General features: G+C 42.1%; 24 protein-coding genes and 1 pseudogene. 8 read left to right on the plus strand and 17 right to left on the minus strand.

Annotated elements, in window-relative coordinates:
* The first annotated feature begins 565 nt into the window (after positions 1-565).
* Positions 566-1,549: a GMP reductase gene (gene guaC, locus J7E52_RS16810; protein ID WP_192206137.1), complete on the plus strand. Its 984-nt coding sequence runs from the start codon at positions 566-568 to the stop codon at positions 1,547-1,549.
* A 45-nt stretch (positions 1,550-1,594) separates the two neighbouring features.
* Here guaC and J7E52_RS16815 read toward each other — a convergent pair whose 3' ends face one another.
* Entirely contained in the window at positions 1,595-1,936 is a 342-nt protein-coding gene (locus tag J7E52_RS16815) for a zinc ribbon domain-containing protein YjdM (RefSeq protein ID WP_214748808.1), read from the minus strand.
* A 157-nt stretch (positions 1,937-2,093) separates the two neighbouring features.
* Between J7E52_RS16815 and J7E52_RS16820 the strand changes: the two genes are divergently transcribed.
* The 4 genes from J7E52_RS16820 (at position 2,094) to J7E52_RS16835 (ending at position 6,582) form a co-directional block, all read left to right on the plus strand.
* The gene (locus tag J7E52_RS16820) at positions 2,094-2,783 is read left to right on the plus strand and encodes a response regulator transcription factor (RefSeq protein ID WP_054400643.1); all 690 of its coding nucleotides are present in this window, start codon (positions 2,094-2,096) and stop codon (positions 2,781-2,783) included.
* Positions 2,780-3,784, plus strand: a complete 1,005-nt coding sequence (locus tag J7E52_RS16825) for a sensor histidine kinase (protein WP_214748811.1) — start codon at positions 2,780-2,782, stop codon at positions 3,782-3,784. The genes J7E52_RS16820 and J7E52_RS16825 overlap by 4 nt, the downstream gene beginning before the upstream one ends.
* A gap of 100 nt (positions 3,785-3,884) precedes the next feature.
* A complete protein-coding gene (locus J7E52_RS16830) occupies positions 3,885-4,646 on the plus strand; it encodes an ABC transporter ATP-binding protein (RefSeq protein WP_214748813.1) in 762 nt (253 codons plus the stop codon).
* The gene (locus J7E52_RS16835; protein WP_214748816.1) at positions 4,636-6,582 is read left to right on the plus strand and encodes an FtsX-like permease family protein; all 1,947 of its coding nucleotides are present in this window, start codon (positions 4,636-4,638) and stop codon (positions 6,580-6,582) included. Before J7E52_RS16830 ends, J7E52_RS16835 begins: the two co-directional genes overlap by 11 nt.
* A 305-nt stretch (positions 6,583-6,887) precedes the next feature.
* Here J7E52_RS16835 and J7E52_RS16840 read toward each other — a convergent pair whose 3' ends face one another.
* From J7E52_RS16840 to J7E52_RS16875, 8 genes and pseudogenes are all read right to left on the minus strand, one after another.
* A complete protein-coding gene (locus tag J7E52_RS16840; RefSeq protein WP_214748819.1) occupies positions 6,888-7,952 on the minus strand; it encodes an NAD(P)/FAD-dependent oxidoreductase in 1,065 nt (354 codons plus the stop codon).
* A 230-nt stretch (positions 7,953-8,182) separates the two neighbouring features.
* Complete coding sequence (locus tag J7E52_RS16845) at positions 8,183-8,419, minus strand: hypothetical protein (protein WP_214748821.1); 237 nt, start codon at positions 8,417-8,419, stop codon at positions 8,183-8,185.
* Positions 8,420-8,425: 6 nt separating this feature from the next.
* Positions 8,426-8,611, minus strand: a complete 186-nt coding sequence (locus tag J7E52_RS16850) for a hypothetical protein (RefSeq protein WP_214748824.1) — start codon at positions 8,609-8,611, stop codon at positions 8,426-8,428.
* Between the two features lie 11 nt (positions 8,612-8,622).
* A complete protein-coding gene (locus tag J7E52_RS16855; RefSeq protein WP_214748827.1) occupies positions 8,623-8,760 on the minus strand; it encodes a hypothetical protein in 138 nt (45 codons plus the stop codon).
* A 102-nt stretch (positions 8,761-8,862) separates the two neighbouring features.
* A pseudogene (locus J7E52_RS16860) lies at positions 8,863-9,335 on the minus strand (methylated-DNA--[protein]-cysteine S-methyltransferase).
* A gap of 64 nt (positions 9,336-9,399) precedes the next feature.
* A complete protein-coding gene (locus tag J7E52_RS16865) occupies positions 9,400-9,972 on the minus strand; it encodes a bifunctional transcriptional activator/DNA repair enzyme AdaA (RefSeq protein ID WP_214748830.1) in 573 nt (190 codons plus the stop codon).
* Positions 9,973-9,995: 23 nt separating this feature from the next.
* Positions 9,996-10,766, minus strand: a complete 771-nt coding sequence (locus J7E52_RS16870) for an isocitrate lyase/PEP mutase family protein (RefSeq protein WP_214748833.1) — start codon at positions 10,764-10,766, stop codon at positions 9,996-9,998.
* A gap of 178 nt (positions 10,767-10,944) precedes the next feature.
* Positions 10,945-11,295 (minus strand): hypothetical protein, encoded by a 351-nt coding sequence (locus J7E52_RS16875; protein ID WP_214748836.1) that lies wholly within the window; start codon positions 11,293-11,295, stop codon positions 10,945-10,947.
* A 541-nt stretch (positions 11,296-11,836) separates the two neighbouring features.
* Between J7E52_RS16875 and J7E52_RS16880 the strand changes: the two genes are divergently transcribed.
* Positions 11,837-12,058 carry a DeoR family transcriptional regulator gene (locus tag J7E52_RS16880; RefSeq protein ID WP_034309346.1) on the plus strand — a complete coding sequence of 74 codons (222 nt, stop codon included), beginning with the start codon at positions 11,837-11,839 and terminating at the stop codon, positions 12,056-12,058.
* A gap of 84 nt (positions 12,059-12,142) precedes the next feature.
* Here J7E52_RS16880 and J7E52_RS16885 read toward each other — a convergent pair whose 3' ends face one another.
* Positions 12,143-12,865 (minus strand): pseudouridine synthase, encoded by a 723-nt coding sequence (locus tag J7E52_RS16885; protein ID WP_214748839.1) that lies wholly within the window; start codon positions 12,863-12,865, stop codon positions 12,143-12,145.
* 124 nt (positions 12,866-12,989) lie between these two features.
* A complete protein-coding gene (locus J7E52_RS16890) occupies positions 12,990-14,591 on the minus strand; it encodes a putative polysaccharide biosynthesis protein (RefSeq protein WP_214748843.1) in 1,602 nt (533 codons plus the stop codon).
* Positions 14,592-14,796: 205 nt separating this feature from the next.
* Here J7E52_RS16890 and J7E52_RS16895 point away from each other — a divergent pair, with 205 nt between their 5' ends.
* Positions 14,797-16,062: a BaiN/RdsA family NAD(P)/FAD-dependent oxidoreductase gene (locus J7E52_RS16895; protein WP_214748847.1), complete on the plus strand. Its 1,266-nt coding sequence runs from the start codon at positions 14,797-14,799 to the stop codon at positions 16,060-16,062.
* A gap of 37 nt (positions 16,063-16,099) precedes the next feature.
* Here J7E52_RS16895 and J7E52_RS16900 read toward each other — a convergent pair whose 3' ends face one another.
* From J7E52_RS16900 to J7E52_RS16915, 4 genes are all read right to left on the minus strand, one after another.
* The gene (locus J7E52_RS16900) at positions 16,100-16,288 is read right to left on the minus strand and encodes a hypothetical protein (RefSeq protein WP_214748850.1); all 189 of its coding nucleotides are present in this window, start codon (positions 16,286-16,288) and stop codon (positions 16,100-16,102) included.
* Positions 16,289-16,390: 102 nt separating this feature from the next.
* A complete protein-coding gene (locus tag J7E52_RS16905) occupies positions 16,391-16,705 on the minus strand; it encodes an MGMT family protein (protein WP_214748853.1) in 315 nt (104 codons plus the stop codon).
* Between the two features lie 19 nt (positions 16,706-16,724).
* Positions 16,725-17,285, minus strand: a complete 561-nt coding sequence (locus J7E52_RS16910) for an MEDS domain-containing protein (RefSeq protein WP_214748856.1) — start codon at positions 17,283-17,285, stop codon at positions 16,725-16,727.
* Between the two features lie 200 nt (positions 17,286-17,485).
* Positions 17,486-17,656, minus strand: a complete 171-nt coding sequence (locus J7E52_RS16915) for a hypothetical protein (RefSeq protein ID WP_214748858.1) — start codon at positions 17,654-17,656, stop codon at positions 17,486-17,488.
* Between the two features lie 147 nt (positions 17,657-17,803).
* Between J7E52_RS16915 and J7E52_RS16920 the strand changes: the two genes are divergently transcribed.
* Positions 17,804-18,733, plus strand: a complete 930-nt coding sequence (locus J7E52_RS16920; protein WP_214748861.1) for an SDR family oxidoreductase — start codon at positions 17,804-17,806, stop codon at positions 18,731-18,733.
* 125 nt (positions 18,734-18,858) lie between these two features.
* On the opposite strand, the gene J7E52_RS16925 is transcribed toward J7E52_RS16920, so the two are convergent.
* Positions 18,859-19,044 carry a sporulation protein Cse60 gene (locus J7E52_RS16925; protein ID WP_214748863.1) on the minus strand — a complete coding sequence of 62 codons (186 nt, stop codon included), beginning with the start codon at positions 19,042-19,044 and terminating at the stop codon, positions 18,859-18,861.
* A gap of 64 nt (positions 19,045-19,108) precedes the next feature.
* Complete coding sequence (locus tag J7E52_RS16930) at positions 19,109-20,191, minus strand: tartrate dehydrogenase (RefSeq protein ID WP_214748866.1); 1,083 nt, start codon at positions 20,189-20,191, stop codon at positions 19,109-19,111.
* Positions 20,192-20,218 lie beyond the last annotated feature (27 nt).

Here is a 20,218-nt window from a genome sequence, read left to right on the forward strand (position 1 = left end):
TAGTCTTAAACATGGTTCGAGATGAGACCGGCCTGCAGTTTTTCTTTTAAAAAACGTCCAGTTGATTGGAACGGAAGGCGCGAGACTCCTGCGGGAAAAGCGTGGCATGGGAGACCCCGCAGGCGCGCCGAGGAGGCGCCCGCCCGCCCGCGGAAAGCGAGTGCCTGGAGTGGAAATCAACGTTCCCATTTTACAAACCCACAAAAAAAATGTTGGCAAACAAATATTATTTAGTTTGTAGACAAAAGGGTTCTATCTAAATAAAACAAAGGTGATTGGAACGGAAGGTACGAGACTCCTGCGGGAAAAGCGTGGCATGGGAGACCCCGCAGGCGCGCGCCGAGGAGGCTCCCGCCGCCCGCGGAAAGCGAGTGCCTGGTGTGGAAATCATTTTCGTTGTCTATTTCGCTTCCTATCCTGTTACGGATTTCCCATCAAGTTGAAATAAAATCAGAATAAAACCAATAAAAATTTTGACTTACTGTCAAAAATGATGTACATTACCTAATGGGCGAACAATTTTTATTAAAAAAGACAAAAATATTCGTATATAGAGGTGCATAACATGGAAAACGTGTTTGATTATGAAGATATTCAATTAATTCCTGCAAAATGTGTAGTAAATAGCCGTTCTGAGTGTGATACATCCGTTACTTTAGGTAAACATACATTCAAGTTACCTGTAGTACCTGCCAATATGCAAACGATCATTGATGAAAAGATTGCCATTTACTTGGCTGAAAACGGTTACTTTTATGTAATGCATCGTTTTGAGCCAGAAAAACGACTGACTTTCATTAAAGATATGCATTCGCGAGAATTGATCGCTTCCATTAGTGTCGGCGTTAAAGAAGAAGAATACGGATTCATTGAACAATTATCGGCAGACAACATTGTACCTGAATACATTACTATAGATATTGCACACGGCCATTCCAATGCCGTGATAAAGATGATACAGCATATAAAAAAACATTTACCTGAAAGTTTTGTCATTGCAGGAAATGTGGGAACTCCTGAAGCGGTACGGGAATTGGAACATGCCGGTGCCGATGCTACAAAGGTTGGCATTGGACCAGGGAAAGTTTGCATCACTAAAATCAAGACTGGATTCGGAACAGGCGGCTGGCAATTAGCTGCACTTCGCTGGTGTGCAAAAGCGGCAAGCAAGCCGATCATAGCTGACGGCGGTATTCGCACGAACGGTGATATTGCTAAATCAGTTAGATTTGGAGCTTCGATGGTCATGATCGGTTCACTATTTGCTGGACATGAGGAATCTCCAGGTCAAACGATCGAGAAAGACGGAAAGGCCTTTAAAGAATACTTTGGATCAGCTTCTGAATTCCAAAAAGGTGAAAAGAAAAACGTCGAAGGTAAAAAGATGTATGTCGAGCACAAAGGATCTTTGGAAGATACGTTGAAGGAAATGGAACAAGATCTTCAGTCTTCCATTTCATATGCAGGTGGTACAAAGTTGGAAGCCATCAGGAATGTGGATTATGTGGTCGTTAAGAATTCAATCTTTAACGGTGACAAAGTTTATTAAGAAGCAAAAAACGGCCTAATCAATGGATTATGCCGTTTTTTATAATTATACCTTTTTAACAAATTGGGATTTTAATTTCATTGCACCAAATCCATCAATCTTGCAATCAATATCATGATCTCCATCAACCAGACGGATGCTTTTGACTTTTGTGCCCATTTTTAAGACGGATGAGCTGCCTTTCACTTTAAGGTCCTTGATTACCGTAACGTTATCACCATCGTTCAAGGCATTTCCATTAGCATCTTTGATAAACTTCTTTTGGTCACCATTTTCCGTTTCCGCTTCCACCGTCCACTCATGGGCGCATTCCGGGCAAACAAAAAGACTACCGTCTTCGTATGTATATTCTGAATCACATGCAGGGCAATTAGGAAAATCAGACATAAATTCACTTCCTCCATTCGTTAATGCCAATTTTAATATAATAATGGTTTACACACAACCGGCAGGCTATTACAACTCCTGTTCCTCCCTTCCTCTAGAACCTATAAAGGTTTTCCTATATACTTTTAAGAAAAAGCTGGAAAGTGCGGTGAACCCATTGTTTAAACTCTTATTGATAGAAGATGATACGACGTTATTCAATGAAATTAAAGATAGATTGGCGCAATGGTCTTATGATATTTACGGAATCGGTGATTTTAGTAAAGTGGTTCAGGAATTCACGGACATAAAACCTGATTTGGTCATCATTGATATACAGTTGCCGAAGTTTGATGGGTTTCATTGGTGCAGAATGATCCGGGCCCATTCCAATGTTCCCATCATCTTTTTATCTTCACGTGATCATCCTACCGACATGGTGATGTCCATGCAGCTTGGAGCTGATGATTTTATCCAGAAGCCTTTTCATTTCGATGTACTCATCGCGAAGATACAGGCCACCCTTCGCCGTGTCTATAATTACAATACCGAAAAGATCGAATTGAAAACCTGGTGCGGTGCAACGGTGGATTATGAGAAGAACACGGTATCGGCCGAGACTGGCACCATCGAATTGACAAAAAATGAAATTTTCATCTTGAAAAAGCTTATTGAACAGAAAAACAAGATCGTAAGCCGCGAAGAATTGATCAACAGCTTATGGGATGACAAGCGTTTCATAAGCGATAACACCCTTACAGTGAATGTGAACCGTTTACGAAAGAGGTTGGATGAACTTGGTTTAGGGCATTTTATCGAAACGAAGGTCGGACAGGGCTATATCGCCGTGGAAGAGGCAAATGCATGATCAGAAAATATCTCATGGAAAGGTTCAGCTGGATCACATTCTACATACTTCTTCATCTATTCATTATCTTTGTCGCTTATCTTGATTCGGCCATTCCGTTAAAGCCAATACTGTATATTGCCTTTTTATCTTTGCTCATGTTCAGTATGTTTTTGATTTTCCGCTATAAAAAAGAAACGTATTTTTATAAAAGTTTAGAAGCACGGGAAGACAACCTGGATATAACGAATATAGCCGAACCAGAGAGCCCTTTCGAAAAAATCATAGAAAACAGCATCATTAACCAAACCGAATTATTGAAGAGATCCGCAGCAATTGGCCGAATGACTTTAGAGCAGGAGAAGGATGAATTATTATCTTGGATTCATGAAGTCAAGACGCCATTGACGGCGATGCATTTAATGATTGACCGCTTGGATGATGAATTGCTGAAATCACACTTGACTTATGAGTGGCTGCGCATTCACCTTCTTCTTGATCAGCAGCTCCATCAAAGGCGCATGCCTTTCATCGAAAATGATTTGTATATAGAGAAAACCGATTTGGAAACAATAATCTTTGATGAGATTAAAACGCTGCGATCATGGTGCATTCAAAAAGGCATCGGCTTCGACATACAATTGGATGTAACCGAAGTGCTTAGTGATGCCAAATGGCTGGCCTTCATCATGAGGCAGCTCTTGACCAACTCCATTAAATACAGTGAAAACTCAGATATTACGATATATAGCCATGAGCAAGCCGGTCAAACGGTTCTTGAAGTGCAGGATTCCGGACGGGGCATCGACCCAAAGGATTTATCCCGCATATTTGATAAAGGATTTACATCCACGACAAACCATCGTGACAATGCGGCAACCGGCATGGGTTTATATTTGACCAAGAATGCAGCCGAATCCCTATTCATCTCCATTGACGTCAAATCAGAGCTTGGAACCGGGACAACCGTTACCTTGACCTTCCCAAAAAGAAATGATTTCGTGAATATCACAAGCATGTGACAAAAGTGTCACATGCTTTTATTCTTTGTTCGTCGAAACGAAGGAAAAGAAATACATGGCCTTTTATAATGAGGATATAGAAAAAAAGGAGTGTATCCAAATGAATATATTAGAAGCGAAAAAAATCCATAAAAGCTATGGTAATAAATTCAATAAACAAGAAGTATTAAAGGGTCTTGATATAAGCATACAAGAAGGTGAATTCGTAAGTATCATGGGTGCTTCCGGTTCTGGAAAAACGACTTTGCTGAATGTCCTTTCCTCGATCGATAAAATCAGCAACGGCACCATTACGATCGATGGAAAAGAGATTTCGGGGATGAAAGAAAAGAAGTTGGCCGAATTCCGGAAGAACCATCTGGGCTTCATCTTCCAGGAATATAACTTATTGGACACACTAACTGTCAAAGAAAATATCCTTTTGCCCTTATCCATTACAAAAACGCCCAATAATGAAGCGGCACAAAAATTTGATACCGTGGCGAAGGAACTGGGCATATATGAAGTGAAGGATAAATACCCAAATGAAATTTCCGGTGGTCAAAAACAGCGTACTTCTGCAGCACGGGCTTTCATCCATGATCCAAGCATCATATTTGCGGATGAACCGACTGGGGCGCTTGACTCCAAATCAGCTTCCGACTTACTGAACAAACTGAGTGAAATGAATCGAAAGCGCAAAGCGACGATCATCATGGTAACCCATGATCCAGTGGCGGCCAGTTATTGCAGCCGAGTCATTTTCATTAAAGATGGACAAATATATACACAATTGAATAAAGGTGAAGAATCCAGACAAACCTTCTTCAAGGACATCATGAAAACACAAGGTGTATTGGGAGGGGTTCAAAATGAGCATTAATCAACTCATCTTTCGAAATCTGAAAAAGAATCTGAAGAACTATTATCTGTATGTGTTTGCCCTGGTCTTCAGCGCTTCCCTTTACTTTGCTTTCGTCACCTTGCAATATGACCCATCGATGGATGCAGCGGAGGGTACAGTGAAAGGGGCTGCCTCCATCAAGGCTGCATCAATCCTGCTTGTTGCGATTGTTTCCATATTCCTTTTATATGCCAACAGCATTTTCATAAAAAGACGCAGTAAAGAAATTGGCTTATTCCAATTGATAGGCATGACGAAGAACAGAATATTCCGTATCCTGAGTGTGGAAAACCTGATCCTGTATTTCTGTTCCGTATTCCTGGGAATCTTTGTAGGGTTTGCCGCTTCAAAATTAATCATCATGATACTCTTTAAAATAATGGGTGTCCAGGCGATCGCTACCCTTAAATTTTCTTTTCAGCCGCTTGTTCAAACCGTGCTCGTTTTTAGCGCCATCTATCTTTTCATCATGTTGATGAATTATGCATTCATTAAAAGGCAGACCATTCTATCATTGTTTAGAGTGACTTCAATGACTGAAGGAAAAGTGAAAAAGGTTTCGATGGTCGAAATGATCATCGGGATATTCGGGATCATCCTGATCATTGCTGGCTATGTCGTTTCATCCAAATTATTCGATGGAGCTTTTTCACAGATGACCGAGCTTTTTATGGCCATGATCTTCATTTTGGCATCCGTCATCATCGGTACCTACCTATTCTATAAAGGATCCGTAAGCTTCATCTTTAATATCGTCCGTAAAAAGAAAAATGGCTATTTGAACATCAATGAAGTATTGTCCCTTTCATCCATCATGTTCCGGATGAAATCGAATGCGATATTATTGACGATCATCACGACCGTTTCCGCTCTGGCGATTGGGTTATTATCATTAAGCTATATCTCCTACTACTCAGCGGAGAAAATGGCACAAAGCAGTATCCCTACCGATTTTTCCATGACGGATATGGAAGATGCAAATGCATTCAAAGAAGCTTTATCAGACAGTGAAATTGATTACGGCGAAAAGGTGATTGATGTCATTCAAGTGGATGTCAATGTAAAGGAAATAATGGAGACTAGCCTCGAAGGTGTGAACTTTGATCCGGACATCATGACCGTTCCCGTCATCAGTGATGAATCCGTTAAAGGAATCAACCTCGCTGAAGATGAGACCCTTTTCAGCGGATACAGTAATATGATGGAGAAGTTCATGTCCTTGAAGGATTCAGGAAAGATTGAACTTAAGGGCAAACACGAAGTGATTCCGCAAACATATATGGGATTGAATGATGATACCTTCGTGTCCTATTACTTCACGAACGGCGGATTGCCCGTTGCCATTGTAGACCAAACGATATTCGACCGTTTGAAAAAGGATGTCGACCCGAAAATCCAAAAAGTTTCATCTGTAAATATCGGCATTGATGTGAAGGATGAAGCTGAAGTTGAAAAAGCGAATGATCTATTCAATAAAATGAGTTTTAAAGAAGAACATGTTAATGATTCCCAATTAGAAATGTTCAACACCCAGAAGAAGAATATGGGCCTTATCATGTTCATCGTCGGCTTCTTGGGATTAACATTCCTCATCACATCCGGCTGTATCCTATATTTCAAACAAATGGATGAAAGTGAAGGTGAAAAATCCAATTATACCATCTTAAGAAAACTGGGATTCACGCGAGGTGACTTACTAAGGGGAATCCAAGCAAAACAAGTTTTCAATTTCGGCATTCCTTTAGTGGTCGGTCTGCTTCACAGTTATTTCGCAGTCCAATCAGGATGGTTCTTATTCGGGACCGAAGTTTGGACACCTATGATCATCGTTATGGCATTATACACGGCATTGTATTCGATCTTCGGAATCCTATCCGTATTTCATTACAAGAAGGTCATTAAAGAATCTCTATAATATCGAAGATGCTAAAGGCTCCAGGGCCCATGAGGCCCTGGAGCTTTTAGACTTAGAAAAATCCGAAGAAGTTCCAGCTGTTTTCAGAAATCCGCTCCCTTTCCGCCGACTTTCTGCCATGCCTCCTCGCCGCAAGCGCCTGTGGGGTCTTGGCTAGCCAGTTATTCGGCAGGAGTGTCGCAAATTTCTTCAATCCTATGGGATTCCATCCATAAAAAAGTAAACCATGAAGGATAAACAAGTCTTGTTTTATCATCATGGTTCGGGGTGAGACATTTCGAACAGCTTTCAGTTTTCGTTTCCCTTTAAAGGACCCCCGCCGGTCTCATCATTTCTTTGATCAATTCCCTATTGCGCTTTTTAAAGACTTCATTATGGGAAGAGACCATGCCCACTCCGTTAGCGTCAGGCTGGATATATTGCTTTGCCTTGTTTACGGCATTTGCTGCATCTTGAAAAGTGCCTGCTATAAGGTTCAATTTCCCTTCATGCTTAAGGATATCACCGGCAGCGTATATACCATCCATCGAGGATTCACTGGCGGCAGTACCTTCAATATAATAATTGTCGGCTATGGCAATATCCACTTTACTATTTCGAAGCAGCGATGTATCACGCTCATAACCATGATTGATGATGACTTCATCGATCGGCAAGTAAGAAACCTCGCCCGTTTCATGATTCGTCAGTTCAACATGTTCAATTGATTCATGATCAGCACAAGCGATCAATTTTGTGATCGTGGTATTCAAGATACAAACGGCAGAGCTTTCCATCAATTGTTTCGCTTGAGATTCATGACCGGCTAAACTATCTTTCCTGTATGTCAAATAAACCTTTTTGGCGATGGGCTCCAATTCATTTGCCCAGTCAATTGCAGAATTCCCGCCGCCTGAAATGATTACCGTCTTATCCTTGAATCGATTGAAGGACTTAACGGTATAGTTTAAATTGGAGACTTCAAACCTTTCTGCCCCGTCTATTTCCAACTTTTGCGGATTCAGAATTCCGCCGCCAACCGCGACAATGATCGTTTTGGAAAAGTGCATTTGCCCTGAAGCTGTATGTAAAACGAAGATACCTTCTTCATTACGTGTGATTGATTCCACTTTTTCATTCAAGACGACTGTTGGATTGAATGTTAAGCCTTGCTCCACTAGCTGCTCAATTAATTTTTCCCCAGTAGTGGGTGTCAGCCCTCCTACATCCCAAATCATTTTCTCCGGATAGACATGAATTTTCCCGCCTAGCCGAGGCTGGTATTCAATCAGTTTAACTTTCATTTCTCTAAGTCCGCTATAAAAAGTGGAGTAAAGGCCTGCTGGTCCTCCTCCAATAACCGTTACATCAAATAAATCCTGCTGTTCCATTAACGTCCACTCCCCGGTAATCAAGTGTGATTGATTATCATTCTCATTTAATGGTACACTCTTTTTTCATTTTTTACAATAAGCAGTCGAGTTGAATTTCAAAAAACAATTCATTCTGCACGCGATTGGAAAAAGCAATATAATGGTTTTTCAGGCAAGCGAAAAAAAGTGCAGCTATCCTTCATCTCATTCAAGGATGAAAGTTACTGCACTTTTTTTGGCACTGAATGTTAGCTTGAACGAGGTCTTTTCCCGTCTGCTATAAGAAGGTTGATGCGATCTATGAGTTCAGGCAGTTCCTCGATCGTTTTGATGGTGAAGTCGGCACCGTTTTGCATAAAGGTGTCTGCCGTTTTAGAGATCAAATTTTGTTTGTCTCGTTCTGGTAAACTTGTATACTCATCCAAACTCAATCCAATCTCAGAGCTTCCGACAATGATTCCGACCGACCATACTCCTGCATTCACTCCCTCTTACATATCGGAAATGGTATCGCCTACCTTCACTACCTTCCATGCTGCCGTTAACTTCAATTCTTCCACATTTCGATATATCATGTAAGGATAAGGCCTGCCAATCGAATGGGTTGCATCCGGGGTCACATGGAAATCCGGCCGATACCCTTTTTTCATAGCATTTGCTACGACGACCTCCATCATTGTATCCGTTTTTAACCCGTTGTCGACCCAATCTTCAGGCCGCGATTTCTTAGCGCTTCCACCGTCTCGATAACCCCTGGAATGGGATCCGTATAATCTGCCAATGACATCATCAGTGCCTGTTCGAATTCAGCATATTCTGAAATCAACTGAAACGTTTTTTAAAGAAAAAAGCTGTAATCAGGCTATTTTCATGGCTTTGACTCTGACTGGGTATCGGCAATTCCCATAAAGTTGAGCTATGTATCCTACTAAAAATTCCTTTCATGCTGAAGGAGCCATTCCTTTCTCCATAAGCCACCCGCATAACCAGTTAATTTCCCATTTGAACCTATTATTCGATGACAAGGAATCACGATGCTTAACCTATTTCTGCCATTAGCGCTCCCTACTGCCCTAATGGCTTTTTCATTACCGATTGAAACAGCGATATCTTTATAGGAACCCGTGTTAGCGTACAGGATTCCTGTTAAAGCATTCCACACTTTTTTTGGAAGATGGTCCCTTCAAGTATATAAGGAAATGTAAATTCCCTGCGTTCACCTTTGAAATACTCATCAAGCTGACTAAAGCACTCCACCAAAACCTTGGGCGTTTGATCTTGCATAATATTTATCTTCAAATCCCTTTCAGCGAATAGTATGGAACAGATGGCCTCATTCGTTCCTGATATCTCGATAACTCCAATCGGCGATTCATAATCCAATTTATATAATTCACTCATATAAGGACCTCCATAGTCAGGAGGCAGCAGATGCCTGCCTCCCACCCCATTTTCTTAATGTGGTTTACACTCGATTCTTAAGATTCATGTTGCGATATTCACTTGGAGAACAATTTTTCAAACGGCGAAATACCTTATAAAAGTTTGAAGGGCTTTGGAATCCAACTTCAAGGCAAATCTCAAGATTCGTTCGACTTGTGCTTGTTAGAAGATATGCCGCTTTATCCACTCTGATTTTTTCCAAATAGGAACGGGGAGTTTCTAATGTTTCCTTTTTAAATAACCGGTCCAGATAATAGGAACTTACACCGACATGATTGGCAATATCCTTTAACTCGACTTTTTGTTTATACTGATTCACCAGAAAAGCGATGACATCTCTGACAAGTCCCATCCGCGGGGAATCATCAACTTCCGGCTGGCATCTTTTGCAAGCACGGAAACCATCCTTTTCGACTTCATCGATGTCATGATAGAATTTCACATTTATTTTTTTCGGTTTCCTTGACCTGCATGAAGGGCGGCAGTATATTTTAGTTGTCTTTACTGCCGTAAAAAATAATCCGTCATATTTAGGGTCGCAGGCAATGATCTTCTCCCACATTTCTTCAAAAGAAAGATTTATAGCAACAGCCATTATACTCCGCATCCTTTCAGGTTTTAGTTCCCATATAAATGTGAGGTGTCATTTAGCTCTACTATTCGTGATGTATCTTGTTCTAATAAAGCAATGACTTTATCGGATAGGGCATTTCCGAAACTGAAGCGTTTCACGCCTAATGCTTCAAGCTCCTTACCATTCGTTAATCCAGGCAAAGATAAAACATTAAGGGGAGCACGTATATTCAAAATGATTTCCTTTATTTCATCATAGTTCGTTAATCCAGGGATGAATATTCCGCTGACTCCACTCTCCACGTAAGCTTTTGCCCGCTTTACAGTTTCCGGGAAAGGATTTTCTTTTTGAAAATAAGTATCTGTTCTAGCATTGATGTAAAAATCTTCATACCCATTATAATCCAACGCTTCTCTTATTTTTAAAAGTAGGCCGCAGTGTTGAGATATATCTCTTAGCCCTTTTTGTTTTTTGATCGAATCCTCAATATTGATCCCGGCTACACCGACGTCTGCCGTCCTTAACACATTATCGACAATCTTTTCCGCGGTTTCACCATAGCCTGCTTCAATGTCCGCAGTGACGGGAATTTTCACATTATCCGCAATTAGTTTAATGATACCTAAATGTCTTTCAAAATCAATCAATTCGCCATCAGAATAACCCAGGGAGTTGGCAATTCCACAGCTTGTCGTTCCAATCGCCTTGAATCCTGATTTCTCGAGGATCAAGGCCGATAATAGATCCCAGGCGTTCCCCAATATCAACAGGTCCTTAGAAAAGTGTAATTCATTGAATTCCTTAATGTTATTCATTATATTTGCTCCTAAAATTTATTTGTCCTCATTTTAACAATCAACCCAGCTCCAAATCGTCCTCATTCTTGCTCTTATGGTCCATTCAGACAATGGTTATGCTGGATTCCATTCAACGGTTGCGGACAAATAAAAAAAATGCCCTTTCATACCAAGGGCATTTTCAGAATCCAATTTATTAATTTACGAAAAGGTATAACTTTCTATGATATTCCACAAATGCCTGCTGGTCCTTTTCCGTGTAGTCCATCCACTTCACTTTTTTGCATCTTTCCTCTAATCTCTCATTCAGTTCATCTTCTATTTCACTCATGAAACGAATGATTTCCCCATAAGGCATATTGAAATGACGGGATGCGAGCCGGGGCGGAGAATGCTTTACCAGCAATCTCATGAATTGATCAACCGTGTCCGCCTTCGATGCAAGATAATCTTCTTCGTTCACGATGAATTCATACACTTGTTTTTTCACGCCAGAAAGTCTGGTCACTTCGTCGCGCAATAAAAACTCCATTAATCTTTCGTTCATATGGCTCTACCTCGAATTGGTTTATATTTAAATCCTTTTAGATATGTATGAAAAGACTATACTGCCCGATACCTCATTATGACATCGTAACTGCATGCCATCAAGCAATTCCTCACCATGACATAAAGCGTAATAATTACGATTTAAGACCCTTAAGTAAAATAACATGTATATGGCTTAAAAGTCAACGTTCATGTTGTGTGACATTTCGAATCCGAAATGAATATTAAGCGTCCTGTATTGGCAAAAATATGATCATGAACAAATGGAACAACTCTTTATTAATTTTGTATATGTATAGAGAATAATTTTGTTAAAATTTGATATAATAAATGTAATATTTAGTCAATTAGTATCTTTTCCTAGAATTTGCTTTTGCAAAGGGGTAGAATGAAGCTAATGACATCTTATTTTTTCTGAATGTTTCCGAGGAGTTATAGGGTGGGTATAGCAAGTACATAGTGACAGCTGAAATGCTGTCCGACATATCGGTTGTTTTCATTTGTTCAGAATAACAATGAAAAGAATAAGGAGTGATTTTTTGAAACCTTCAACAAATCGCATGTTAACCCGTATTAAATCCGTTTATATGTTCATTAGTAATAACGGTACGGTTTCTACTCAAGAGCTTGTAGAAGAATTTGGCATCACTCCTCGAACTGTGCAGCGCGATTTAAATGTCTTAGCATACAATGACCTTGTTCAAAGCCCAAGCCGAGGCCTTTGGACGACAACAAGTAAAAAGGTGAAGATGTCATCGTAAAAAGAACGACCACCCGAACAAGATCGATATGTAAAATACTTTGAGACGGACAATTTTGTCCGCCTCATTTTTTGTGTCCAAAAATCATTCAGTCGGTTGGCCCGCCTTTAACTGTTCAAGCTCCTCCGCAGTCAATTCACGGTATTCACCAAGCTCAAGTTCCTCATCAAGCTGTAAACTCCCCATGGAAAGACGCTTTAAGTAGACGACACGTTTGCCAACGGCCTCAAACATCCGCTTCACCTGATGGAACTTTCCTTCCATGATAGTCAGCTCGATATCCGATGTGAGACCTGATTTTAAAATGTTCAATTCACCTGGTTTTGTTTCGTATCCATCATCCAAGGTCACGCCGTTGCGGAATGCCTCGATATCCCGCTCCGTCACTTCGCCATCAATGACCGCAAAATATGTTTTAGGGACATGTTTCTTCGGGGAAAGCAGTTGGTGGGCAAGCTTTCCGTCATTCGTGATCAGCAATAAACCTTCTGTGTCCTTATCAAGACGGCCTACAGGAAATGGCTCGAATACCGAATCTTCCGGCTCCAAGATATCGATGACCGTTTCTTGGTAGTTATCTTCCGTTGCCGATAATACGCCTGGCGGTTTATTCATCATTAAATATATGAATTCCCTGTATTCAACCCGTTCACCATGAACCGTCACGATTTCCGTATCAGGATCCACTTGTTCTTTCGGGTCCTTCAGCAGCCTTTCATTGACCTTGACGGCGCCGGATTTCAGGAGCTTTTTCACTTCTTTCCTGCTGCCATAACCGATATTGGATAAAATCTTATCTATTCTCATCGTGTCCTCCTAAAGCCTTTTTCAGTAAAAAGCCTTGCCCACTTTAATGACAGGCAAGACCAATATATCTTTAATCTGGGGATTCACCATTCAATACCCTTTTTCTTACACATCAAACTTCAGCTTATAATCCCAATTTAGCTTTTAACCGATCGATCCTGGCACCGAACAAACGATGGGCGAGTTTGCTTTTCAAGGAAAGCGCCGCATAAATGAGCGCTCCAAAAATTGCACAAACGGCCACGATCAAAATCGCCTGGAAGCGCCCTTCCGTTGTAAGCCACAGCGATAATAAACTGTTCATGCCCCATGCAGCCAGTCCCATTATCATTGAAAAAACAGTGATCAAAACAGATCTTCTGATGGTAAGGCCGTAACGATATCCAGTAAAGTAGGTAATGACATACAAATTCAGCAGCACAGCAGCCAAGTAGCCGAATGCCGTGGCATAAACGGATCCTTCCGTTTCAAACAACTTGATCATCGGGATATTCAAGCTCAATTTGATTAAAAAGCCAACAAGCAGGCTTAGCACCGTATATTTTTGCTGATTGATGCCTTGTAAAATGGCCGCCGAAACGGAAAAAAGAGCAAATAAGATTGAAACGGGCGCATATGCCTTCAGGACACTGATTCCAAGTGGATCATGGCTGTAAAAGGCACTATATATTGGATCGGCTAGTACCGACATGCCAACGACCGCTGGAATCGTAATGAACAACAAAATTTGGAAGGCTTGGTTAAGCTGGCGGTTTAACTCTTCCGAATTCTCGCTTACATATGCCTTCGTCACCGAGGGAAGCAGCGCCATCGAAAACCCGGTCGCAAGCGTCATCGGAATCAAGACAAGCTTCTGGGCATATACATTCAACACCCCAAGGGCATCTTCCGCGACATGCTGCAACCCGATGGACGACATCGCCTTATTGAAAGACAATAAGTCCGCAAACTGAAACATTGGCATCGCGATTCCTACGAATATGAAAGGAATTGACGAAAGAAATATTTCTTTATAGATCTCCTTCAGGGAAATTTCCATCGTCCCCCGGTCTTTCTTCATCAAGCTGTCCAAATAGGGTTTTTGTTTTTTCCAATACCAAAATAACACAACTAAACCGCCGACAGCCCCGACCGTGGCTGCAAATGTAGCTATTTGGATGGCTCTCACTAACTCACCATCAAGGACATTCAATACAACATACACACCAGCCAGAAGGAACACGATGCGGACAATTTGTTCGATAACCTGAGATATGGCCGTTGGTTCCATCGCTTCATGACCTTGAAAGAAGCCGCGGATGATACTCATGAACGGTACAAAAACCAAGGCGAAGCTGACCGCCCGTATGATCTCCGTGACATCCCCGACATCTTCCTTTTTGACTCCAAAGACTTCAGTAAACAGCGGGGCCATCGTATAGAGAATCAAAAAAGCGAGAAAACCGGTGATTACCATTAACTTCAGGCTTGATTTAAATAACTTCTCACCGACGGCGTACTCCTCGAGCGCATTATACTTCGAAATGAATTTAGAAACAGCAAGCGGCATGCCTGCCGTTGCAAAGCTAATGAAAATGGTATATGGAACGTACCCATATTGATAGAGGGTAGCCCCTTTATTCCCAACCATATGTTCAAATGGGATGACGTAAAATAAACCAAGAACCTTGGAAATGATCGCTCCCAGCGTTAATATAAAAGCCCCTTTTAAAAACTTAGATGACATCTAATCCCTTCCTGCCTCTGTCAGTTACGTTTCACACGCTCTTTATCTTATCATATTAAAGTATTTTTTCTATAGAAAACTACACTCAAGTTTATCGTTTTCGAAGATAATACACAAACAAATAATTCCTTTTTTTCTACATTCGCAATCTGACGGGCTCTTGCTATATAATGAAGGGACTGAAAATGATAAAGTGGTGATCAATTTGAAATATGATGTAGTGGTAATTGGCGGCGGTCCTTCCGGATTGATGGCAGCGATAGCAGCCGGGGAAAAAGGTGCCCATGTATTGTTAGTGGATAAAGGCGAGAAGCTGGGAAGGAAACTTGCCATCTCCGGCGGCGGACGCTGCAACGTGACGAACAGGCTCTCAATCGATGAAATCATTCAGCATATCCCTGGAAACGGGCGATTTCTATACAGTGCTTTCTCAGAGTTCAATAATGAAGACATTATTCAATTCTTTGAAAAATTGGGCGTGGCCCTAAAAGAAGAGGACCATGGCCGGATGTTCCCTGTCAACGATAAAGCGCAAAGTGTCGTGGATGCCCTGCTTACGCGCCTGTCGAACTTAAAAGTGACGATCTTTAAGAACTCTCCAGTTGCGGAAGTTCTCTATGAACATGAAAAAACAAGCGGTGTCCTGTTAAAAGATGGACAGACGATTGATACAGATGCAGTCGTGATCGCAGTCGGCGGGAAATCGGTTCCACACACCGGTTCAACCGGCGACGGCTACGCATGGGCTAAAAAGGCGGGGCATACGATTACCGAACTGTTCCCAACTGAAGTTCCCGTACTTAGCCATGAAACGTTCATTAAAGATCGAACACTTCAAGGCCTCGCACTTCGCGATGTTTCATTGAGTGTCCTCAACCCAAAAGGCAAGGCCCTGATCACACACCGAATGGATATGCTTTTCACCCATTTTGGCGTCTCCGGTCCTGCTGTTCTAAGGTGCAGCCAATTCGTCGTGAAAGCGATGAAAAAATGGAACCTATCGGAAGTGACAATGAAACTCGATGCCTTGCCGGACCGAAATAAGGAAGAGGTCTTTCAAGACATCATGAAAGAAATCAAAGCCGAACCGAAAAAAGCCATAAAAAATACCTTAAAAGGTTTAGTTCCGGAACGATACCTTCACTTCCTGCTTGAGCGAAGCGGCATTGACCTTCAAGAACAAGGAGCGACGATATCAAATGAAAAAATCCGCCGCTTTGCAGAACTATGCAAGGACTTCCAATTCGGAGTACACGGCACCCAGCCGCTAGAAAAAGCCTTCGTCACGGGCGGCGGCGTATCCGTCAAAGAAATACATCCAAAAGAAATGGCATCCAAACTAATGGACGGACTGTATTTCTGCGGTGAAATTCTGGATATACACGGATACACAGGCGGCTATAACATCACATCGGCATTAGTAACCGGAAGACTCGCCGGAATGAATGCTGCCATGTATGCCCGTTCATAATTCCTAAAAGAGGCTGATCCGCTTGGATCAGCCTCTTTTAGATGCGATTTGGTAAGCCTATACATCCATTCGGTGTTTGTTTAGCTTTGATTCTGGCGTAGGTGCCGTTAAAGCCGTCACCGTGATCTTTTCGTCCCCCGGAGCCGTTTTTTCTGCCTTCACCGGACTTTATTCGGCCGTCCATGCACTTTTTTCGACCTTCACCGCAGTTTATTCGACCGTCCATGCACTTTTTTCGACCTTCACCGCAGTTTATTCGACCGTCCACCCTGTTTTTTCGAATTTTTTTTCATCCGCACCCGCGCTGCCTCTTTTATCCGCTTTCATTTTAAAATATTTCTGGATGATGGCGAAATGCTTCGAGGTCAATGGTATTCCGTTTCGTGAACGTGACGCCTTCACTCTCGAGCATCGCCTTCTGGTGTTCTGCGGCGCCCTCCGCTTTTATGCCGATTTCGCCTTTGGAATTGATTACCCGGTGCCAAGGAAGGTCATGTTTTTTGCTGCTTGAATGAAGGATCCTTACGACCTGCCTTGCACCGCGCGGACTTCCGGCAAGCTGTCCAATTTGACCATATGTCATCACTTTACCGTAAGGGATTTGTTGTATGATATAAATTACCCGTTCAGTAAAACTTTCCAAATAACCCGCCCCTTTTATTCTATCCGTTTGCTAACATCGTGATTTTTTCATCGGTTATGAGGACCCCATGATGCTTGATCAAGTTTGTTTTAAGCTCGGCAGACACTCTGCAGTCATCGTACGCACAAACAGAAATCAATCCTCGTTCCTTGATCAGTTTGTCGATTCCTTTTTCATATTCGCCTATCGCTAAGCTGGCTTGATCGTCATGGCCCCATTCAACATGGCCCCAAGTCCGCACGTGCTGATTGCGTTTAGTGTATATATCGATATTTTCCAAGAAATAATTAACCATCGTCGAAGGATGGAAGTCTCCATGAAAACAATAAAAATCAAAATTATTCATAAGATGCACTTGCTCCAATTGCTTCTCATTTAAATGAAGCTGCAATTTCTTGTACACGAAAGGAAAGATACGGTCATTTTCGACGACCAGGATATGGTCTCCCTGTTCAACACCGGCAATGATGAATGTTGCCTCATTTTCAATGTAGGCTTCCAATTCATTAAAACAGTATAAGATATGGCCGCCATCCGATTGCTGTATATTTTCAATTAGTTGTTTCATATTGTTATCCAAAATGGATCTCTCCTTTAAATACACCAGTCCGCTCTATGTATTATGTATAACTTTACCCATTATCTCCGTGTTTGTAAAATTCACAGAAAAATATAATCAGTTTTTCTTAATGACATCTGTTATGATCGGGAATTTCGTTGAGGCGAATTGAGGCTGCTTTTAGTCCACTCATTGAAAGACCAAGGCAGCCCTGTTCGTCCTTAAATCACGGGATAATACGGCAAATAACGCGGGTTATAATAATATGGCGGTCTTGGTCCTATGAGCGGCAATTCATAGGTATTTGGGTTGGAATCATATAACAACTCCACTTTTTCATTCGATTGATCGACCAATAACAATTTCACTTCTTCGCTATAATAATATGGCATATAGAGGCCTCCAAAAACTATTTTTCTACACTTCAGCATATTCGAGCTGTACGGCAATGAGCCCGTACCCTACATGTTCTTCATGCACTGCATATACCTGATCGTCATAAAGTAATCCGACTAAACTCTTTTTTAGGAGGACTCCTCATGGCAGAAGATAAGAAAAAGAAATCATCATGTGAAGGCTATCCCATGCATGCGAATTATGGAAAGATCACTCGTTATCAAGACGTCCCCATCACGGTTCCGGAGCAACGCCAATTTCGCCAACCCGGTGTAGAAAAATTAATGGTGCCCCGGCCCATCATCGAAAATCCCAATTATAGGGGCAGCGGGAAATTAACAGGTAGTGTCGCATTGATAACTGGCGGAGACAGCGGGATTGGAGCTGCGGCTGCCATCGCTTTTGCTAAAGAAGGCGCAGATGTTTCCATCGCTTACCTGGATGAACATGAGGATGCCAATCGGACCAAAACGAGAATTGAAGAGCTTGGACAACGTTGCTTACTGCTGCCTGGTGACTTAAGGGATAAACAGCAATGTATCAAGATTGTGGAAGACACCATCGAAACATTTGGAAAGCTCGATATTCTTTGTAACCACGTGGGTATTCAATTTCAGCAATTAAGCTTGCTTGATATCACGGATGAGCAATTCGATGATACCTTTAAAGTGAATATCTATTCCCACTTCTACACGACCCGTGCTGCCCTTCCCCATTTAAAAGCTGGGTCCTCCATCATTAATACCTCTTCTGTCGTGACGTTTAATGGGAATAAGCAATTAATTGATTACACGGCGACTAAAGGGGCCAACATTGGTTTTACCCGTGCCTTGGCAAACAGTCTTGTCGATCAAGGCATCCGGGTGAACGCCGTTGCGCCCGGAAGGTTTTGGACACCCCTCATCCCGGCAAGTTTCTCGGCAGACGAAGTGACACAAGTCGATAACCCGATGGAGCGTCAAGGCCAGCCATTTGAACTGGCTCCCACCTTTGTCTATCTCGCTTCTGATGATTCCCGTTTTGTGACAGGACAAACGCTTCATGTCAACGGCGGGGAAGCGACATCGTCCTAATTTCCACATCGAATATGCCCCTTTCCAAGAAGTCAAGAATCCTATTTTCATGAAAAAGAGACTACCTTGGATTGCCCGCCAGCAAGCAATAGGTAGTCTAATGTTGATTATAGGCCAGCCGGCCTTTATTTTTTTTTATAGATGATCATCGCACTAAAACAATAGATCTGTTCCTCTTCCTCTTCACCTGAAGTGGCGACATTGTATTTGATATCGACGATTTGATTATCACGAATGTCTTCAAGGAAAAAGTTCATTTCATCCTCTAGATCCTTTTCATGCTCATAATCAAATAATTTGACTTGTATCATCGGCTCTCCCCGCCCTTTTACTATAATGATAGTTATCGTGCAGGATGCCCATTTTTCATGAAGATTATACTTGATTTGTTTGTAAAGCGGATATTATTGCAACCACCTCATCCCCGACTTCTTCTGTAGAAGCTGTCCCGCCCATATCAGGAGTGAGCGCCTTTTTATCGACCATCACCTGTTCGATCACGTCCAACACTTTGGCACCCCAAACCTCATGCCCAAAGAAATCAAGAATCTGACTGGCGGACCATATGGCCGCAAGTGGATTGGCGATGCCTTGATGTGCTATATCCGGGGCTGAACCATGAATCGGTTCGAACATCGAAGGATAAATTCGTTCAGGGTTTAAATTGGCACCAGCCGCCAGTCCCATCCCTCCTGCAATGGCAGCACCTAAATCGGTGATGATGTCACCAAACAAATTGGAGGTGACAACGATTTGAAACCGTTCGGGTTGTTTGACAAAATACATGCTCGCCGCATCGACCAGATAGGAATTCGTTTCTACATCCGGAAACTCCTGTCCAATTTCTTCAAAAACCTGATCCCAAAAAACCATGGAATAATTCAATGCGTTCGCCTTGCTTATACTCGTTAACGTCCTGCCCGTCTTACGCGCAAGTTCATACGCATAACGGATTATCCTCTCCGTTCCTTTTCGTGAAAAGACCCCCGTCTGCAGTACCACTTCTTCTGGCTTGCCTTTAAAAAGCCAATCACCGGCACCGGAATATTCCCCTTCACTGTTTTCACGGATGACAACCATATCGATTTGGTCACGGGTCACGTCTTTTAATGGACAGGGTGCACCTTGAAGCAATTTAACGGGTCGTACATTCACATATTGGTCAAATCCCTTTCTGATTTTCAGCAGAAGTTCACGTAAAGAAATATGGTCCGGGACACCAGGATACCCGACTGCCCCAAGATAAACGGCGTCAAACCTCATCAGTTGTTCAAGTCCGTCGTCGGGCAGCATTTTGCCGTGCTCAAGATAATATTCACAGCCCCATGGAAAATAGGTGAACTGGAAAGTAAAATCCCCGGCAATTGAAGCCACTTCCTTAAGGACCTTTATACCCTCATCAATTACCTCAGGACCTATCCCGTCACCCGCAATGACCGCTATTTTATGTACATCCATGCTTCAACTCTCCTTTTTCTATATTTT

Origin of the sequence: Bacillus sp. ISL-34 (assembly GCF_018613325.1) — a bacterium.
Lineage (GTDB): Bacteria > Bacillota > Bacilli > Bacillales > DSM-1321 > Peribacillus.